Raw genomic sequence first — 16,690 nt, 5'->3', positions numbered from 1 at the left:
CTTATTCTCCTAAGCCAATCTCAATTAATCGAGGTAACACTACTTTGTAGTTAAATACCTGTTCAGCAATTCTTCTGGCAGCCGCGCAATGATTTAAGTAATCTGCATTAACTTGTTCAATGCGATCTACAGCTTCTTCTAAAGAGGAGAATGGCAATACACCTTGTCCAACGGTCAACCACTCACTAAAGCCCGTGTCTTGAAGAACTACGGGTAGTCCGGCACCTAGGTAGCAAACTGAGCGATCGCTAAACCATCCACTATGGGTTTTCACGTAGGCCTGTTTGGCTACGCTAAATTCTCCTTGGGAACTAGTGATGTAGGCTTGATAAGTTGATAGATCTTTGCTAACTTCACCTGCATCTCGAATAGACCACCCTGCGGCCAATAGTTGCTCTCTCGTTTCAATATCAACTCCGGAAAGCGCCAATTCTAATTTTTGTGAGGTATGACTCGGCAACCCCAGTAACTTTGAAAATTCTTCGTTTTTTTGGCCATAATATTCATCCTCATAAATCACTCCGCCATAGGCGCTCCAGTTAGCAATTGTGGTTAAGGAAGTATGCAACTTATCCTCTGTCACTGACGGCTTAGTAAACGCAACTCCCTGCCAAATTTCTGTAACAACGGGAGGCAATGTTGGGTGCCAATCAATGCCATTGGTTGGAATGGTACAGCCAAGCTGTCCAATATTCATTCCGTAGCTAAAGTAGGCTTGATATTCGTGTAAGTCTTCAGTCGCAAAGCGTCCGATTTGTGTAAAGAAGGGATCTAGATCAATCAGAGCCCGACGTTGACACGTTTGAAATTCGGGTAGCCAACACACACCGCCAATGTTTAAGAGTAAATCTGCTGTTTTCAGAGTCTGCTTTAAATCATCCCAAGTGATTCCCCAGATTTGACCAGAATCACGATTGATATAGCATACTGAAATCTGTAGCCCGAAGCTTGACATCATGGCTTGAACTATTTGAAGTCCTGATTGCGGATCATCACCATAATTTTGGTGGTTTGGGTTGTAGCAAGATTGAGGCCAACCGCTTTCCTCCAGATACAGAACTTCGTGCCCTAGTCGAGAAAGCCCCAACACATAGTGAAAAAAAGCAAAAAGCATTCCTATTAGAGGATAGCGAATCATGTAGCCGCAAACGATGATGCGCGCCATATTACAACTCTGCTCGCTCCATTAAACTACCAAGCACTTTTTCTGCCGCAAAATACTCAGCGGCAATTTCCCGTGCAGCACGACAATTGCCCTCGTAGTCACTTTCAATCTCATCCAATGCTACTAAAATATCCTCCATAGTTTGAAATGAGAATAATCCTTTGCCAGTAGGAAGAAACTTGCTAAACCCCGTTTCTTGAGTGATAACAGGCCGACCTGCTGCTAAGTAGCAGGCTGAGCGATCGCTAAACCATCCTGTTCGCAATCGCGTGTATTGATCTTTAGCGACCGTAAATTCACCGCGGGATGTCTGAATGTAGGTTTGGTATCTCTGTATGTCTTGGGAGAGCTTAACAGCATCTGATTGCTGCCAGCCGTGTTGATTGAGCAGTTCCTTGACAGTTATTTTTTCATCTTTACTGACATTCGCGGCAATCTCAAACTTTAGAGGACTTTTATGGGGCAAATCTAAAAATTTCTCTAACTCACGAGCCTTCCGCCAATAATATGTTTCACCCCGATAGGTAATGTCTTTACCCTTGTTATTCCACGTCGCGATAGTATTATAAGTTTCCCCAGCACCATAGCTATGTTGCCAAAGTGATAACACAACTGGTTGACGAGTTGGCTTCCATTCGTACTGACCAACTGGAACCCCGCAGTCAGCATTTCCTAAATTTTCTCCGAAGCTAAAAAATGTATCATGATGAGCCAAATGTTTTATCATCTTGACATCACCGTCAGCCAACTTAAACTGAGAAATCACTGGGTCAGATTCAATATAAACGTGACGACGACATGTTAGCTGTTCATCCTTAATGTCCTGATCTCCTGTCACATTTAAACAAGCATCTGCATCCTGATAAAGCTGTAAAAGTTGAGAAGATGTCATCCCATAACACTCTCCACTTAAATAATCTCGGAATACCCAGCGCTCATGAAATCCGTAGGCATCTAAAATAGGTACAATTTCCTGGAGATTCTCTGTCACCTTTGGTGTCAAGATATCGGTTTTGGGGTCGTAGAGCCAGCGGCTAGAATCCTCGACGTAGTAAACGTCATAACCTAAGTTGCGTAACCCTATTAAGTAATTAAGAAACTGATAGGTAACTCCTGCTAAGGGATACCAAAAAAGAATCCCAAAAACAACAATTTTTCCTTTTTTGAACTTCTCTTTAGCCATAATAATTAGTGTGCTTATCTAAGTGACGGACAACTCGAGCTGGATTGCCGACTACAATTGTGTAAGGTGGAACTACCGAACTGACAACAGAACAGGCACCTACAATCGAACCCGCACCGATATGCGTACCTTTTAATAGGATTGCTTTAGCTCCAATCCAAGCATTTTCCTCAATTAGAATGCCGATAGGGCTACCCATCTCTTTAGAAGAACTATTGCTCTCCCAATTTTCAGAAGAATCTACAAAAGGAAAAGCTACAGTTGAGTCAGCTAGAACGACATCATGGGCGATAAAAGTATAATCTCGAATAACAACACTACAATCGGTGCAAATAATAACCCCAACCAAGGTACAGTAATTGCCTATTTCGACTCTTCCATTTGGCCCTAAATTAAAGAACGTGCCGTTATAAATGCCGGTGTCATGTCCTGTTTGTAGCCCGACAGACTGCTGACTATAATAGTGGCGAAAAGCAAAGCTGCTATAGATCCAATTCCGGTCACCTAAGACAACATTGTCTGGCAGTGGTGCAGAAAACCAGTCGTGATCCAGCCTATAACTCTGCATCATGTCGAGTCTCCATCAAGAAAGACAGCAGGATTGCCGACGACAGTAATCCCACGAGGAACGTCTGAAGTAACAACGGCCCCAGCACTAACACGCGCCCCTCGACCAATACGAACTCCTTTAAGAATCGTGGCTCCAATTCCAATCCAAGCGTCGTCTTCAATAATGACTGGGCGCGAGATAATTGTTGGTCGCTGCGAGCGGTCTCCAAAAGGACTGTTAGCTACGGCATCTTGCTTACGCAAGACTGAATCAATGGGATGAAAATCGGAATCAGCAACAGTAACGTGATAAGACAAGACAACGCGGTTGCCAATAGTAATCTGATTCTGGCACATGAATGTAGGCCCCACGAGAATAGACTCATCTCCTACAAAAATACTTCCAGAGGGCTCTATATTAAACGTTGTCCAGGTATATACCTTTACGAAGTTCCCTAAAACCATGCCTGTTTTTTTTTGACTGCGGTAACGGTTAAAGCTCTCTTTTCTTTCCAACCAACAATCCTGACCTAAGTACACATTAGACGGCAGTTCACTGTAGTCCCAATCACCAGTAATTGAAGCTAATTCACTTAAATCCATTAGAGTACATTTGCCCCACTGTATTTCAATACTTGATCTGTCAAGATAAGCTTTCTTCCTAGCGAATTCGGCTAATTGTTTTGGCAGGGTGATGAGCCTGAGAAGAGTAGTGTTTAGAAGACTCTACGTCTATAAGCCTTTGCCATCGACTCTCAGGATATGAAACCGTTTTTTTCTATAAAACCAGTAAGAGAATTGTGATTATGGTGGTGCTGCATTGTGTGCAGTCGAGCATAAAGACCTCCAGCAGACAGTAATGTTTCATGGCTGCCAACCTCAAGAATTTCGCCCTGCTCCAAAACCACAATACGATGGGCTTGTCTAACAGTGGATAAGCGATGGGCAATAATAAAGGTGGTCCGCCCAGTAATCAATCGATCTAGCGCTTCTATAATAGATCTCTCGGTTTGAGAGTCTAGTGCAGAGGTAGGCTCATCTAGAATCAAAATTGGAGCGTCTTTAAGCACAGCTCTGGCAATAGAAATACGCTGTTTTTCTCCCCCAGATAGAGTTGATCCCTGTTCTCCAATTTTTGTGTCATATCCCTGGGGCAATTGCTGAATAAAATCATGAGCATTAGCAACCATACCTGCTTGAATAACTCGATCGCGAGTAACATTAACAGTTCCATAGGCAATATTATCGGCAATGGTTAGGGGTAAGAGGAAGGGCTCTTGAGGCACTAGGGCTACCTGAGATCTCACCGCCTTAATTGTAAGTTCGCGCAAATCAATTCCATCGATTAAAACTCGTCCTTTATCGGGATCAAAAAACCGAGGAATCAAAGAAATTAGAGTACTTTTTCCTCCTCCAGTTGAGCCTACAAAGGCAACAACTTCGCCAGACTCTACGTCTAGGCAAATGTTTTTTAGCGTAGGTGAATCGATGTGATAACCAAAACTGACTTGATTAAAACAAACTTCCCCTCTTGCCTTTGCCGCTGGAAAGGCACCCGCATGGGTACTTTCTTGAACTTGTTCGTCTACAGCTAATACTTCAAATACGCGTCGTGCACCAGCGGCAGCCGCAGCATAGCCAGAAGAGCTATAGGCCAAGGTTTCCATGGGTGAATAAAGAGCTGTTAGATAGCTAATAAATACTAGCAAGCTACCCACCGTCAGAGTTCCTTGCAATACTTGCAATCCACCTAGTGACATTAAGGCTGTTGTGCTTAAAGCAGTAATACTGCCGACCCCAATCTTAAACTGAACCTGAGTTAAGGTCATTTTCTGAAAAGCTTTCAAAGTATGACGGACCAGTTGGTTAAAGCGCTGATCTTCTAAATCCTGACGATTAAAGGCTTGAACTACTGGAATAGCGGATAGAGTCTGCTCACTGAGAGCCATCATGTCACCTTCCAATTGCTGGTGACGATAGCTCCATTGGGCCATTGGTCGATTGAATAACTGTATTAATAACAAGAAAAATGGCATTGCGATCAAAGCCATCAAGGCTAAAAGGGAGCTAAGTTGCCACATCACAATAAACATGACAGCTAAATTTCCTAAAGCCGTCAAAATTGTTAGAAAAACACCGAAGATAAGGTTGCTAACACAGCTACTGTCAGCAAGCACCCGCTTGGCTAAATCTCCAGTTCGCTGCGTGGTGTGAAACTTTAGAGATAATCGCTGAAGATGATCAAATAGAGTGCCACCCAAGTCATACTGCATACGCTGCCCTATACCTGCTTGTAGGTAAGCTTGCAGTAGGTTGAGACCTTCGGCAGCTAGAAAGATCAGGACGGTGCTACCCGCCAACCAAGTTAACTGACTCGTCGTAGATTCTGCGCTTGGCAGGCGTTGGAACCAGGCTAGTGAAGAGGGCCAAGGCTTGTTGTCAATAACATTGTCAATGATTAGCTTTAGAGGCCAGGGTTTGAGAACGTTGATACCGATCGTTGTTGAGGTCAGCACTAAAATAGCCCCAAGGCCACCCCAGTGAGGCTGTGCGTATTGACTAAGCCTTAACCACCATGGCTTCATCGCATGACCGCTCCGAACGTTTTTTTAGCTTGCAGGTAATGCAAGCGTGCATAAAGCCCCTGTGCATCTATTAACTCCTGATGGGTACCTGTCTCTACTAAATGGCCCTGGTCTAGCACTAAAATACGATTGGCTCGCTTAACTGTGGATAGGCGATGAGCAATGATAAAGGTGGTACGCCCAGCCATCAGTCGATCTAGTGCATCCATTATGGATCTTTCGGTTTGAACATCTAAGGCTGAAGTGGGCTCATCTAGAATTAGAATTGGCGCATCTTTTAAAAGTGCTCGAGCAATCGAAATCCTCTGCTTTTGGCCTCCTGATAAAGTGGCTCCTCGCTCCCCTATTACAGTGTCATAGCCATGAGCCAGTTGGTCAACAAAGCTATCTACATTAGCTATTTTTGCTGCCTGTATAACACGTTGACGGGTGGCGTTGGGTCTGCCATAGGCAATATTGTCAGCAACACTTAAAGGCAATAAAAAGGGATCTTGTAACACTAGGCCAACTTGCGATCGCACCACACTTACAGGCAGATCTCTCACATTGAGGCCATCCATTAGAACTTGGCCTTGCCAAGGATCAAAAAAACGAGGGATAGCGGATAGTAGCGTACTTTTTCCGGCCCCACTAGGGCCTACAACGGCAATAGTTTCTCCTGCCTTGGCTGTGAAAGATATCTTTTTTAAGATTGGCTTATTGAGTTCGTAACCAAATGTAACTGATTTAAAGCAAATATCTCCTCGGGATCGGCCAGTAGGGAAACTAATTGGTGTTAATGGCTCTGGGATTTTATCATCAGAATCAATAATCTCAAAAATACGATCTATATTGACTTCAAGAGATTTTAGCTTGCTATAGTTAGTGAACAGCTCTCTAAACGCGGCTTGAATAGAGCGTAAATAGTCCAATATCACTAATAGGCTACCGACAGTCACTACACCGGCTACTGCTTTAGTACCTCCAAAAAATATAACGATGGCTGTAGATATCACAGCAATAGAACCATTGGTTGTGTTAAGCAAGCTACCAAAAAGTCGATTTCTTTGTGATGAAGCAACTGAACGTGCCGCTAGCAAGCCAAAATAGTTTTGGTTAGCATCTTCAGTGCTAAAAGCTTGAACAATAGGTATAGAGGTCAACGTCTGATGGACAAAACTCATCACCTGCGCTTGGGCTTGGCGTTGATGCTGCATTAACCGTTTGAGCTGGGCTCCACAAGCAAGAGCAACTATTACCATGAGCGGTACTACCGCAAACGTGATGACTGTCAAGCCAGGGTCGAGTTGCCAAGCGACCAAGCCGAGGGTGCACAGCAAGACACTTTGCCGGATTGGCGAAACCAGGAGAATGTTGGTTAAGGTGTAGGCACTATAGGTGTCTACCGACAGGCGATCGAGAAAGTCTCCAACGGCGTTGTGACGATGAAATTGAAGTGAAAGTCTTTGCAGTTGTGAAAATAGTGCCGCTGATAGCTCGTATACAGTTTTTTGACCCATGGTTGCCCATGCCAGGCTCAAGACTGCGTCGAAGACTGAATTGATGCAGTAAAGACCAAAGCTGCTCAGGGCTGCTAAGACAACTAGGGCAACTGCTGACTTCTCTTGATGTAAAGCAGACAGGAGTGTGCTTAAGACATGAGGTAAAGCTGTATCACCGAGGGCATAATCTACCAAAATCTTCAAAGGCCAAGGTTGCAGGGCTGCCAGAAGAGACGCCAACAGGGTCAAAACAACGATGAGCACCAGCAACGGCCAATGACGCAACAGGTAGGGTAACAGGCGCTTATAGCGAATTAGGCTCATTGGACTAATTCACAGTTTCTGGAACTGGCTAACTGATTGACTGATTGGAGGTAGGTTGAGGCCGCAGTCGAGCAATCCCAAGCGATAGTTGCACCTCCGGCAAAGGTCGCACAACCTAAGACAAACGCTGCAAAAATTGATTCATCTCTAGCGGCCGCCGCCGTTAGCAAAATCATGATTATTAGAATACCGACGGCAGTAGGGGCAATTTTGGGCCAAGAGCGTAGTCGAACGAGTTGCTTACCATTCCCATGCTCTTCAATTACCATTAGTATCCGAATCGATCCAGTAAGCCCGCTCCTGATTTCCAAATCCCAAGGGTCGAAGTCACCACCATGACTTGCGATCGCACCATGCCGACTAAACCCTTGATAAAAGTCTGACAACCAATCTTCCGACGAATACCATTCCTCACTCCACAAAGCTCTGGATTGGCATCTTGGCCACTTAAGCGATGTCTTACCTCGTCTACGCCAAGGTGTGAGGCCGTTATCTAAGCGTCCCCACAGGCGCGCTAGAGGCTGAATGCAATATAGCAATGTTGTCAAGCTATACAGCTTAAGGCGATTCAAACGGCTACGGTTGAGCGTCGTAAATTCAGCATGGGAGGCACTCCAGATGGCTTGCAAAACCGGCACAGCGCTCGCGGCCATGAGCAAGGGAATAGCCCACAGCGCATACGGCCAAAAGTAGCCGAGGGTGGATAGCCCAGCCAGTAACAGTGTTAGCAAATACCACTCGGGCATGGTCGAAAGAGAACTAAAGAGATCTGGTGCAGCCTGATAAATTGATTGAAAAGGGGCACTTCCCCGACTTCCAAAATAAACTCGTTGCTTTTGAAAAGACAACACTCGCACTAGTCCTTTGCCATATAATCGACCGGCCCAGCTAAGGTGCCCGACAGCGTTATATTTCTTTGGCCATTTTTCCTCTAGTAACGCTTCGGCTTTCCCGTAGCCTTTTTGTTGCTTCCAGTAAGTCTTCACACAGTTACGACGGTGATGCCATACCACAGCTGCCGCACTAAACCCTATTTTCCAACCACGGTTCTGCAAACGCCAACAAATGTCAACATCGTCCCCAGCCGACCGAAACCGCGGATCAAAACCACCAACTTCCTTTAGCCGGTTAACCCGGAAGGCCATATTGCAACCGGGAATATGTTCTGCCTCTTGATCAGACACCAGTACATGAACAGGGCCTCCGGGAGCGTTGGCGACACAGTCTGCAATCAGCCCATCGCCTGGTGGCGGCAAATTTGGCCCTCCAACCCCGGCCCAGTCAGCTTGCAGAAAGGCTGCTGCTAGATAGGTTAGCCAATGGGGATCGGGGTAAGCATCATCATCTATATAGGCGATGATGTCTCCACTAGCTGCGTTTAGAGCCGTGTTGCGGGCAACACTCAGTCCCTCATTTTGACGGTGAACAATAAGATGAACGCCCTTATACTGCTGAGCAATTTGGGCTACCCCATTAGTTGACCCGTCGTCTACTACTACAGTTTCAAAGTTCGGATAATCAAGATTTTGCAGGGCCGACAGCGTATCTCGGATAGTACTGGAACCGTTGTAGGAACAAACGGCGACAGAAATTTTAGGCCACTCTATACTGGCAGAAAAAGGCGTTTCCTCAAAAGCTCGACGAACTGTCTGAAGGGCGAGCTTGGGCTGGCGACTACGGTCTGTCAACCCAAAATCCCAATCCTCAATTTCAAATCCGCCTCTGTACCATTTGTCTGTCCAGGCAAAGACAAAACATCCGGCACATCCACTGCCAAAAATGGACCGAATTTGCCAAGCCAGTGTTTCGGCCTGCTTGACTTCACCATTTTTCTGACTGTCAAGCCCAATTTCCGCCATAACTAAAGGCTTATCTTGAGCTAGATTTTGCAATCGTGCTAGGTAGGCATCTAAGCGGTCTTGCAATTCTAGATAGACATTAAAGCAGTAGAAATCTACAAAGGGTGTATGCAAATATTCCGTGCTGGGGTAGTTAACATAGGTTACTAGGCTATCAGGGTCTTCTGCTTTAACAGCCCAATACAGGCGTTTGAGAAAAGCTTCTACACGGTGCCGACCATACCAGCGCACCATCGAAGCGGGAATCTCGTTGCCAATGGCAAAACACAATAGCGCTGGATGCTTAGAACAGGCACGAACTCCTAACCTGACCCGTTGTTCAATATCTGCAATTCGCTGGGGAGCATCCAAAAAAGCGATGTGTTGCTCCCAAGGAAGTCCTACCATTATCCAAAGGTCATGCCGGTGGGCTAGGTCTAACAACCATTTAGGGGGAACTGTATATACCCGTACAGAATTAATACCCTGTGACGCCATCTGAGCAAAGTCATGGGCAACTATTTCAGGTTCCGGAAACTGCTCCTGCTGGGAGTTAGGACAAAATGTACCGTAGGTAATTCCTTTTATATAGAGCTTTTGCCCATCGCAGAATAGAAATTTGCCTTTGACAGCGAGTCGAGGAATTGGGCTTTTAGGCTCAAGAATGAGCCTGTCCGAGCCTGCTTCTAAACGTTCGTCATTCAACTCCTGATCGCTCAAAGAATGGCGCACCCCAATACTTTCCATGAAAAATCCCATAGTAATTCTACGGTCTCCCCAAGCACTAGTCGAAAAGGAGCAATACACCAAGCCCAACAAAAATCTTAGCCCCTTAAGAAAAAATTCTTACGGATAAAGATTGTTGCCAAAGCAAGATATATCAATCGCCTTTAACCTCTGTGCAGCAGCAATCGTGCCGTAGGTTATCTAGCCGGAAACTACTAGGCTCAGAGGAAAAATCTCAGTCAACCCACGTGCTTAAAACCCGCATGCTTACCGACTTTTTCCGAAAGCCATGGCTTTATTTTTATGGTTGGATGATACGCCTTTTATACTGATTTAGCAAGCTCAGTTACTGATTTACTGAAAGCCTCGTAACGAGAATGATTATCAGCAAAGATCCCGGTAGTTAGTCGTTTTCCACAGCTAAAATCCGATTTTCATACGAATTTCTGGGCCTTAGGTGTCTAAAACCTTTCATTGTAGTAAGCCATTCTTGCATTAAGAAAATTTATTTGTTATTTGGATGGAGCATGATTTAAAAGATTTTTTGAAAGCAAATTATTCATCGGTCTACTTTTCCTCTGGGTTGAGACACTTCATAAATTACCTTGCTGAATCCTTGTCAATCCAACCTTAGGCAGAGATAAGATATAGCCGATGAATGTGTGCTCACCTCTGCTTCAGCTTTTTCGGCGTTGCATAATTGGGGTATGAATTAAGGAGCAGTTGTGATGCAGTGTCTTAAACGCGGTGGCACCCATATCTGTAAGAGTTGGCTCATCTGACCCGGCCAACACTCCGCCATCTCTGCTTGGGTGCTATGACGATGCTGGTCGGCAAAGGCACAAAACTCGTCTCAATCGGTAATCCGTCGCGAACGGAATGCATTTGAGTTGACTTGAGGGCTAAGCTACCGGTTGCGGCTTTTCACTTGAACCACAAGTCGATAGCGTTACGACTGATTCCAAAGACCACACTGGCTTTGATCTTCATCCCATCCAGTTTGATAGCGTCGATGACCTTTTGTCATAGATCGAGGCTGTAGGGTTTTGGCATGGCACTCAGGTGGAAATGTCTCCGCCTCTATGATTTATGCTCTAATTTACACGGCTACAGCCATACCACTAGGGTGCCGGGGTTGCCTAGCAACTGCGTGCCTGAATTGTGAACAGGGGCCGAAGGGCACTACAGACCACCAGCAGCCCCCCGTCAATGCGACTAAGAACAAACGGCGCTGTCAACGGTGACATCGAAACAACGTCTGGCTAGAACAAGGGTATCGTGGCGTCGATCGCAGCGCCAAAAAAGGTGTCGTTAAACTGCACCCGGGGCTCAGAGGAGCGGCCAAAGCTAACGCCGCCGTAGACGTTGAACCGCAGGTTGGGGCTAATGCGGTAAACCACCTGCCCCAGCACCTGCTGAAAGGTGTCGTAGCGATCTTGGGCGGTGTAGTCAATGAAGTTGAGCTGGTAGCTGATGCCCGCTTGCAGGTCGGGAGTGATGTCGTAGCCCAGGTAACCTCCGGCTGACTGAAAGAAGCGGCTAAAGTCGGTGGCAGTGCCGCTGCTGGTCGACTGAGCCCCATTGAACTGAAGCAGGTAGTAGGTGTCGAGGGCCAGCTTTGGCGTAATGGAGTCGCGGCGACCTAAGGTGAGGCCCAGAGCCGTATTTTTGAAGAATCTTCCCCGATTGGCCCCAGGGCGGTACAGCTCTTGGTAGGTAAAAATTAGCTGCCCGTAGCTGCGTGGGGTCAACCCCTGACGCAGCCCCACCCGCAGCCGCAGATCGTCGTAGTTGAGTGATGACTGGGCACTGTAGCGCTGTAGCCCGTAGTCAGCGGTGGCAATTAAGGCGGTTTGCGGCCCGAGGGCAGGGTAGACGCCAAAACCGATTGAGGGACGCAGAAAGGTGTCGCCAGTCAGCCCGCCCACATCGTCGACGGCCAGCAAAATATTGTCACTGTTAGCGATCGCCAAGCGGGCCGAGAAAAACCCAATTTTTGCTGGGGGCCGCGGAGACGCCACCGGGATCTCAGGCTGCTCGCGAATGCGCAAAATCCCCAGGTCGTTATCCTCTAGCAGGCTACGCACCTGAATGACTCCCAGCTCGGGGTCTTGAACTGTGGGGTCGACAGCGGGGTTAGTCTGGGCCAGGGATGCCGGGGTCTGGGTCTGGGCTAGCGGAGCCAACGCGGCCGCAGCGGTTAGATAAGTCTGGGTGCCAAGGGCCTGGTCGGGGGCAATCGCCGGACTGAAACCAACTGAGTCAACGCTCAGTGGCTCGGCCGCTGCCTCCTCAGTTGGCTCTCCCTCGGTGGCTGGGGCTAGGGTCACAGCCAGATCCCCGGATGCAGAGAGAGGGACTGACAATGGGGCCTGAATAGGGGCCGCAGCCGCCTCGATCGGGGGCGAGGTCATCACCTCAACATTAGCGGCAGGGGCCGCCGGAGGGCTCAGCTGATCTGCCCTAGCGCGGTCCGGCAGGACGCCGCTGCAGAGCAGGCCAAAGCCAATTAACGCCAGGGGGAGGGAGTGGTGCCGCTTAACCAATGAAGTCTGCCCGGATATAACGTTGTTTTCCTGTCACCAGCAGAATCACTGATCTTGCTGGTGATTCCCGAAAAAAAGGCTCAAATTTATTAAAGTTTTAATCTAAAGAGAACACAACATTTATGAATCGCCCTGAATTGGGCTGCGCAACCCCTACCATGGAGCTAAGCCTCCGCTTCGATAGCGCCCAGTTTGCCAGAACTCTGCCAAAACAGCGACGGTGCTGCACAAATTTTGAGTTGATGGTATTACCCTTAGCGCTCAACTGCCACTATTTGGGTATTCTACGCACAATTACCCTGGCAGCTTAGGGGCTAGGGCATTTGGCCGCATCTACCTTAGGGCCAGAGGCCTGCTGTAATTCGTGGTCACTCTTCACCAAGCTATGGTTTTTTGTACCAATGGTTTTTCGGCAGTGCTGCTGGCAGTTATGGGCAGTACTGCGATCGCATCTCCAGCTCTGGCAGAGGTGCCTTGGGCCTGGGCCAATTTAAGGACTCGCACCTATCAAGTTAGCCTGGTTTCCGCCGGCGGCAACACCCGATCAGCCGCCGTGGCCGACTGCTTTTGCCCAGGGGAAACCCTGAACACCAGCGCGGCGGCTAGGGCCGAGGTGCTCTTCAACGATGGGTCGCTGACGCGGGTAGGCGAGCAGGCCAGCCTGCGGTTTTGGCCTGACACCCGTCGACTGCTGCTGAGTCAAGGCACAGTCGCCCTGTTCGTGCCCCCCAATCAAGGGCGGACAACGGTTCAAACACCGAACGCCACGGTAGGGCTCAACAGCACGGCTGTGGTTGTGCGTTACGTACCCTCTCGGCAGCTGACCCTGGTGATGGCCCTGGCCGACTCGCCCACAGCCCCGGTGCTGGTGACGGCAGCCGAAACAGGCCAGGAGCTGGCGCTCTATGGGGGGCAAATGGCCTTTATTGGCGGCGGTGGCTGGGAGGTTGTGGAGTTTGACCTGCTGGCGTTTTATCAAACTAGTGCCTTGATGGCGGACCTGCACCTAGACGACCCCACCTACCGTCCTGCCCCCCATGACCCCCTGGCCGCTGTACGCCCCGACCTACTGCGCACTCTACGTCAGCAGACTCCCTTTAATGCCGAAAACGCCATTTTAGACCCTGTCTTAATTAACGACTTTGCCCCTAACGCCAGCCTCCCAAGCGTAGAAGATCCGCTGCTTGCAACTCCTTCTACCCCAGTGGAAGAGCTGATGCGCCTCAACGATGCGCCGCCTGGGGTGGTCAATCCGTTGCCAGACATCCCGGCTACGGCTACCTCACCAGCTGAAGGGCCTCTAACGGTTGGCGCTCCAGCAGTTGAACCTTCAGCGGCAACATCTGTTGAACCTTCAGCGGCGGCACCTGTTGAACCTTCAGCGACGACACCTGCTGAACCTTCAACGGCAACACCTGAAACCGCTGGAACTCCAGCATTTAGCCCGCCTCCCTAGGGGCCGTTGACGACAACTAATTCCGAACTTTGCCTGCTCAAAGATTTGATGGGCAATACCTAGCGATCGCCCTAGGGTTTCGCCTCGATCGCGTTGTCTGTGCCCATTGACTAAACTACACCGTTCAGTTAAATTCAGTGCAGTTGTCCTATGCGCCTATGTCTACTCACCCGATTCAGCCCTGGAGAAAGCCGAGTTTTTGGCTGTTGATTGGTGCCCTGCTGCTTGTGGGGGCAGGGTCTACCGTAGCGGTGCGCAACGTCATGCAAAGCCGCCAGGCCGCCCGCGAGCAGGCCGAGCTGCCGCCCCCGCAGCAGGTCAAGGTGGTCGCGCTAGGGCGCATTGAGCCTGCCAGCCGCGTCATTGACGTGGCCACGGCCGAAGCTGGGCGCATCGATCGCCTCGAGGTTGAGAAGGGCGACCAGGTGCAGGCGGGCCAAGTATTGGCCTACCTCGACACCTACGACGTGCGTAAGGCCGAGCGCGATGTGGCCGCTAGTCAGCTGGCCGAGGCCCGGGCCCAGCTCGCTGCCGAGACGACGTTAGGCAATTCCCAGGTGCAGGAGGCCAGCACTCGAGTCGGTCAGATCGACGAGCCGCAGCAGGCCGCGATCGCCGCTCAGCAATCCGCCGTTGAGAGCCTCCAGGCCGAGCTGAGCGTCGCTGAAATTGATCTGGCCCGATTTCAAGCACTCAACGAGTCGGGGGCGATCTCTCGCCAAGAGCTAGACCGCCAGCAGGCCACCGTCAATAGCTTGCGCGCCGATCTGGGCAACGCCCAGGCGACCAAACAACGGCTGGAGCAGGCCCGCCTCAGCGACATTAGAAACGCTCAAGCTCAGGTAGCCTCGGCCCGAGCCACCACTACCCGCGCCCAGGTGGCCAGCCAGGTCGACTCAGCCGCCCAAAACCTGGCCCTAGCCGAAGCCCAGCTGGCTCGCACCATTGTGCGATCGCCCCAGGCCGGTCAGGTGCTCGATGTCTTTGCCTACCCTGGGGAGGCTGTATCTCCCGCCGATGGCCCTATCTTGGCCCTGGGCGACACCCGCCAGATGGTGGTGGTGGCCGAGGTCTACGAAACCGACATTGGCTTGGTCGAACTGGGTCAGCCTGCTACCATTACCAGCCGCAACGGCGCTTTTAGCGACACCCTAACCGGCACCGTCAGCGAGATTGGTCTGCAAATTGCCAAAAATGACGTGCTTGACGATGACCCCGCCGCTAACGCTGACGCTCGCGTAGTCGAAGTGCGGGTGCAGGTTGACCAGAGCGATGCGGTGGCGGCGCTCACCAACCTCCAGGTTGACGTCGCCATCGACATTGAGTCCTAGGAGGTGGCGATGAAATTCCCCTCTCTGCCCCGCATTCCCCTAGCCTGGTATAACCTGCGTCACGATCGCCCCCGACTGCTGGTGGCTGTGGCTGGGGTCACCTTTGCGGTGCTGCTGATGTTTATGAATCTGGGCTTTTTGGGGGCGCTGGTCAGCACCACCACAAACTTCTATGACCAGTTCAACGGCGATATTTTTTTAATTTCGCCCCAGTCGCTGGAAATCAGCTCCACCAAGGCGTTTCCCCGCGAGCGGCTGTATCAAGCGGCGGGCATTGAGGGGGTGCAACAGGTGATGCCCCTCTACGCCGAATACGCCCTCTGGAAAAACCCCGAAACCAGCCTCAGCCGGGCCATGTTTGTCTACGCCTTCAACCCCAGCGACCCGGTGTTTCTGATGCCCGAGCTGGATACTTTGGAGGAACGGCAGGCCCTTCAGCAGCCCAATGCTGCCTTTATCGACCGGCGATCGCGCCCCGAGTTTGGCCCCCAAACCGTGGGTCTCGAAACCGAGGCCGATCGCCGCCGCATTACTATCGCCGGCCAGTACGACCTGGGGGGTGGCTTTGCCGCCGATGGCACCCTGATTATGAGCGACCAAAACTTTCGCCGCTACTTCAGCCCGCGCCCGCTGGATCAAATCAACCTGGGGCTGGTGCTGCTGGAGCCCGATGCCGACACCGAGCGGGTCAAAGCCGCCCTGCAAGCGCAGCTGCCCGCCGATGTGGAGGTCTACACCAAACCGGAAATCATTGCCAAAGAGAGCCGGTTTTGGATTCAAACCACATCGATTGGCTTTATTTTTGGCCTGGGGGTGGTGGTTTCTTTTGTCGTGGGCACCGTGATCGTCTATCAAATTCTCTACACCGATATTCGTGACCACCTGCGGGAGTATGCCACCCTCAAGGCGATTGGCTACAGCGGTGGCTACCTGTTTAAAACTGTCCTTCAGGAAGCGCTACTGCTGGCCCTGATGGGCTATGTACCAGGGTTGATTTTGGCACTAGGGCTTTACCAGCTAGCCTACAACGCTACGGCAGGAACCCTGCCCATGCAGATGACGGTGTTTCGAGTGATCTTTGTGTTCAGTCTGACGGTGCTGATGTGTGCCCTGTCTGGACTGATTTCGGTGCGCAAGGCCGTCACCGCCGACCCAGCGGAGGTGTTTGCATGACCGCTTGCGCCAGAAAACGTAGAGCTTGGAGCTGGGCTGCAACCGATTTTGCTGGCAGTTGTCCGGCCTGCAACTACTGCCTGATGTATCGCCCTGCTCGAAAAGACACACTATTCGCCCAGCCGTTCAGGATCGCCCGTATGACTCGACGTTTTTTGCCGCTGCTGTTTCCCGCTGTGGATCAGCCAGTCTCTAAGGTTGCTAGCCACCTGCTGCTTGATTGCCCTCGACTGGCGGGGTCTCAGCCTCTTAGTAGGGTGGGCATTGCCCACCACCCACCTCTGCTTAACCAGCCAGCACAACCTAGCAAACAATCCGTTCAGTCTTAAAGGT

General features: G+C 50.1%; 12 protein-coding genes. 4 read left to right on the top strand and 8 right to left on the bottom strand.

Features of this window, described 5'->3' with window-relative positions; genetic code table 11:
* Position 1 precedes the first annotated feature (1 nt).
* The 8 genes from H6F57_RS12160 to H6F57_RS12125 all read right to left on the bottom strand — a co-directional run bounded on the left by H6F57_RS12160 (position 2) and on the right by H6F57_RS12125 (position 12,397).
* A complete protein-coding gene (locus tag H6F57_RS12160; protein ID WP_190629608.1) occupies positions 2-1,165 on the bottom strand; it encodes a hypothetical protein in 1,164 nt (387 codons plus the stop codon).
* A gap of 1 nt (position 1,166) precedes the next feature.
* Positions 1,167-2,348, bottom strand: a complete 1,182-nt coding sequence (locus tag H6F57_RS12155) for a hypothetical protein (RefSeq protein WP_190629610.1) — start codon at positions 2,346-2,348, stop codon at positions 1,167-1,169.
* Positions 2,341-2,919, bottom strand: a complete 579-nt coding sequence (locus tag H6F57_RS12150; RefSeq protein WP_199289874.1) for an acyltransferase — start codon at positions 2,917-2,919, stop codon at positions 2,341-2,343. Before H6F57_RS12150 ends, H6F57_RS12155 begins: the two co-directional genes overlap by 8 nt.
* On the bottom strand, positions 2,916-3,500 hold the full coding sequence (locus H6F57_RS28000) for an acyltransferase (RefSeq protein ID WP_190629612.1): 585 nt from the start codon (positions 3,498-3,500) through the stop codon (positions 2,916-2,918). Before H6F57_RS28000 ends, H6F57_RS12150 begins: the two co-directional genes overlap by 4 nt.
* A gap of 152 nt (positions 3,501-3,652) precedes the next feature.
* Positions 3,653-5,413, bottom strand: coding sequence for an ABC transporter ATP-binding protein (locus tag H6F57_RS12140; protein WP_199289875.1), 1,761 nt, complete (start codon positions 5,411-5,413; stop codon positions 3,653-3,655).
* A gap of 65 nt (positions 5,414-5,478) precedes the next feature.
* Positions 5,479-7,287, bottom strand: coding sequence for an ABC transporter ATP-binding protein (locus H6F57_RS12135; protein WP_190629617.1), 1,809 nt, complete (start codon positions 7,285-7,287; stop codon positions 5,479-5,481).
* Positions 7,284-9,884: a glycosyltransferase gene (locus tag H6F57_RS12130; RefSeq protein WP_242024977.1), complete on the bottom strand. Its 2,601-nt coding sequence runs from the start codon at positions 9,882-9,884 to the stop codon at positions 7,284-7,286. The genes H6F57_RS12135 and H6F57_RS12130 overlap by 4 nt, the downstream gene beginning before the upstream one ends.
* 1,229 nt (positions 9,885-11,113) lie before the next feature.
* Positions 11,114-12,397 (bottom strand): hypothetical protein, encoded by a 1,284-nt coding sequence (locus H6F57_RS12125; protein WP_190629619.1) that lies wholly within the window; start codon positions 12,395-12,397, stop codon positions 11,114-11,116.
* Between the two features lie 385 nt (positions 12,398-12,782).
* Between H6F57_RS12125 and H6F57_RS12120 the strand changes: the two genes are divergently transcribed.
* The 4 genes from H6F57_RS12120 to H6F57_RS12105 all read left to right on the top strand — a co-directional run bounded on the left by H6F57_RS12120 (position 12,783) and on the right by H6F57_RS12105 (position 16,686).
* The gene (locus H6F57_RS12120; protein ID WP_190629621.1) at positions 12,783-13,853 is read left to right on the top strand and encodes a FecR family protein; all 1,071 of its coding nucleotides are present in this window, start codon (positions 12,783-12,785) and stop codon (positions 13,851-13,853) included.
* Between the two features lie 158 nt (positions 13,854-14,011).
* Positions 14,012-15,184, top strand: coding sequence for an efflux RND transporter periplasmic adaptor subunit (locus tag H6F57_RS12115; protein ID WP_199289876.1), 1,173 nt, complete (start codon positions 14,012-14,014; stop codon positions 15,182-15,184).
* 9 nt (positions 15,185-15,193) lie between these two features.
* Positions 15,194-16,357 carry an ABC transporter permease DevC gene (gene devC, locus H6F57_RS12110; protein WP_190629622.1) on the top strand — a complete coding sequence of 388 codons (1,164 nt, stop codon included), beginning with the start codon at positions 15,194-15,196 and terminating at the stop codon, positions 16,355-16,357.
* Between the two features lie 140 nt (positions 16,358-16,497).
* Complete coding sequence (locus tag H6F57_RS12105) at positions 16,498-16,686, top strand: hypothetical protein (protein WP_190629624.1); 189 nt, start codon at positions 16,498-16,500, stop codon at positions 16,684-16,686.
* Positions 16,687-16,690 lie beyond the last annotated feature (4 nt).

It is taken from the genome of Leptolyngbya sp. FACHB-60 (genome assembly GCF_014695775.1).
In the GTDB taxonomy this organism is placed as follows: Bacteria; Cyanobacteriota; Cyanobacteriia; order Phormidesmidales; family Phormidesmidaceae; genus Nodosilinea.
This window is presented reverse-complemented; position numbering and strand designations above follow the sequence as displayed.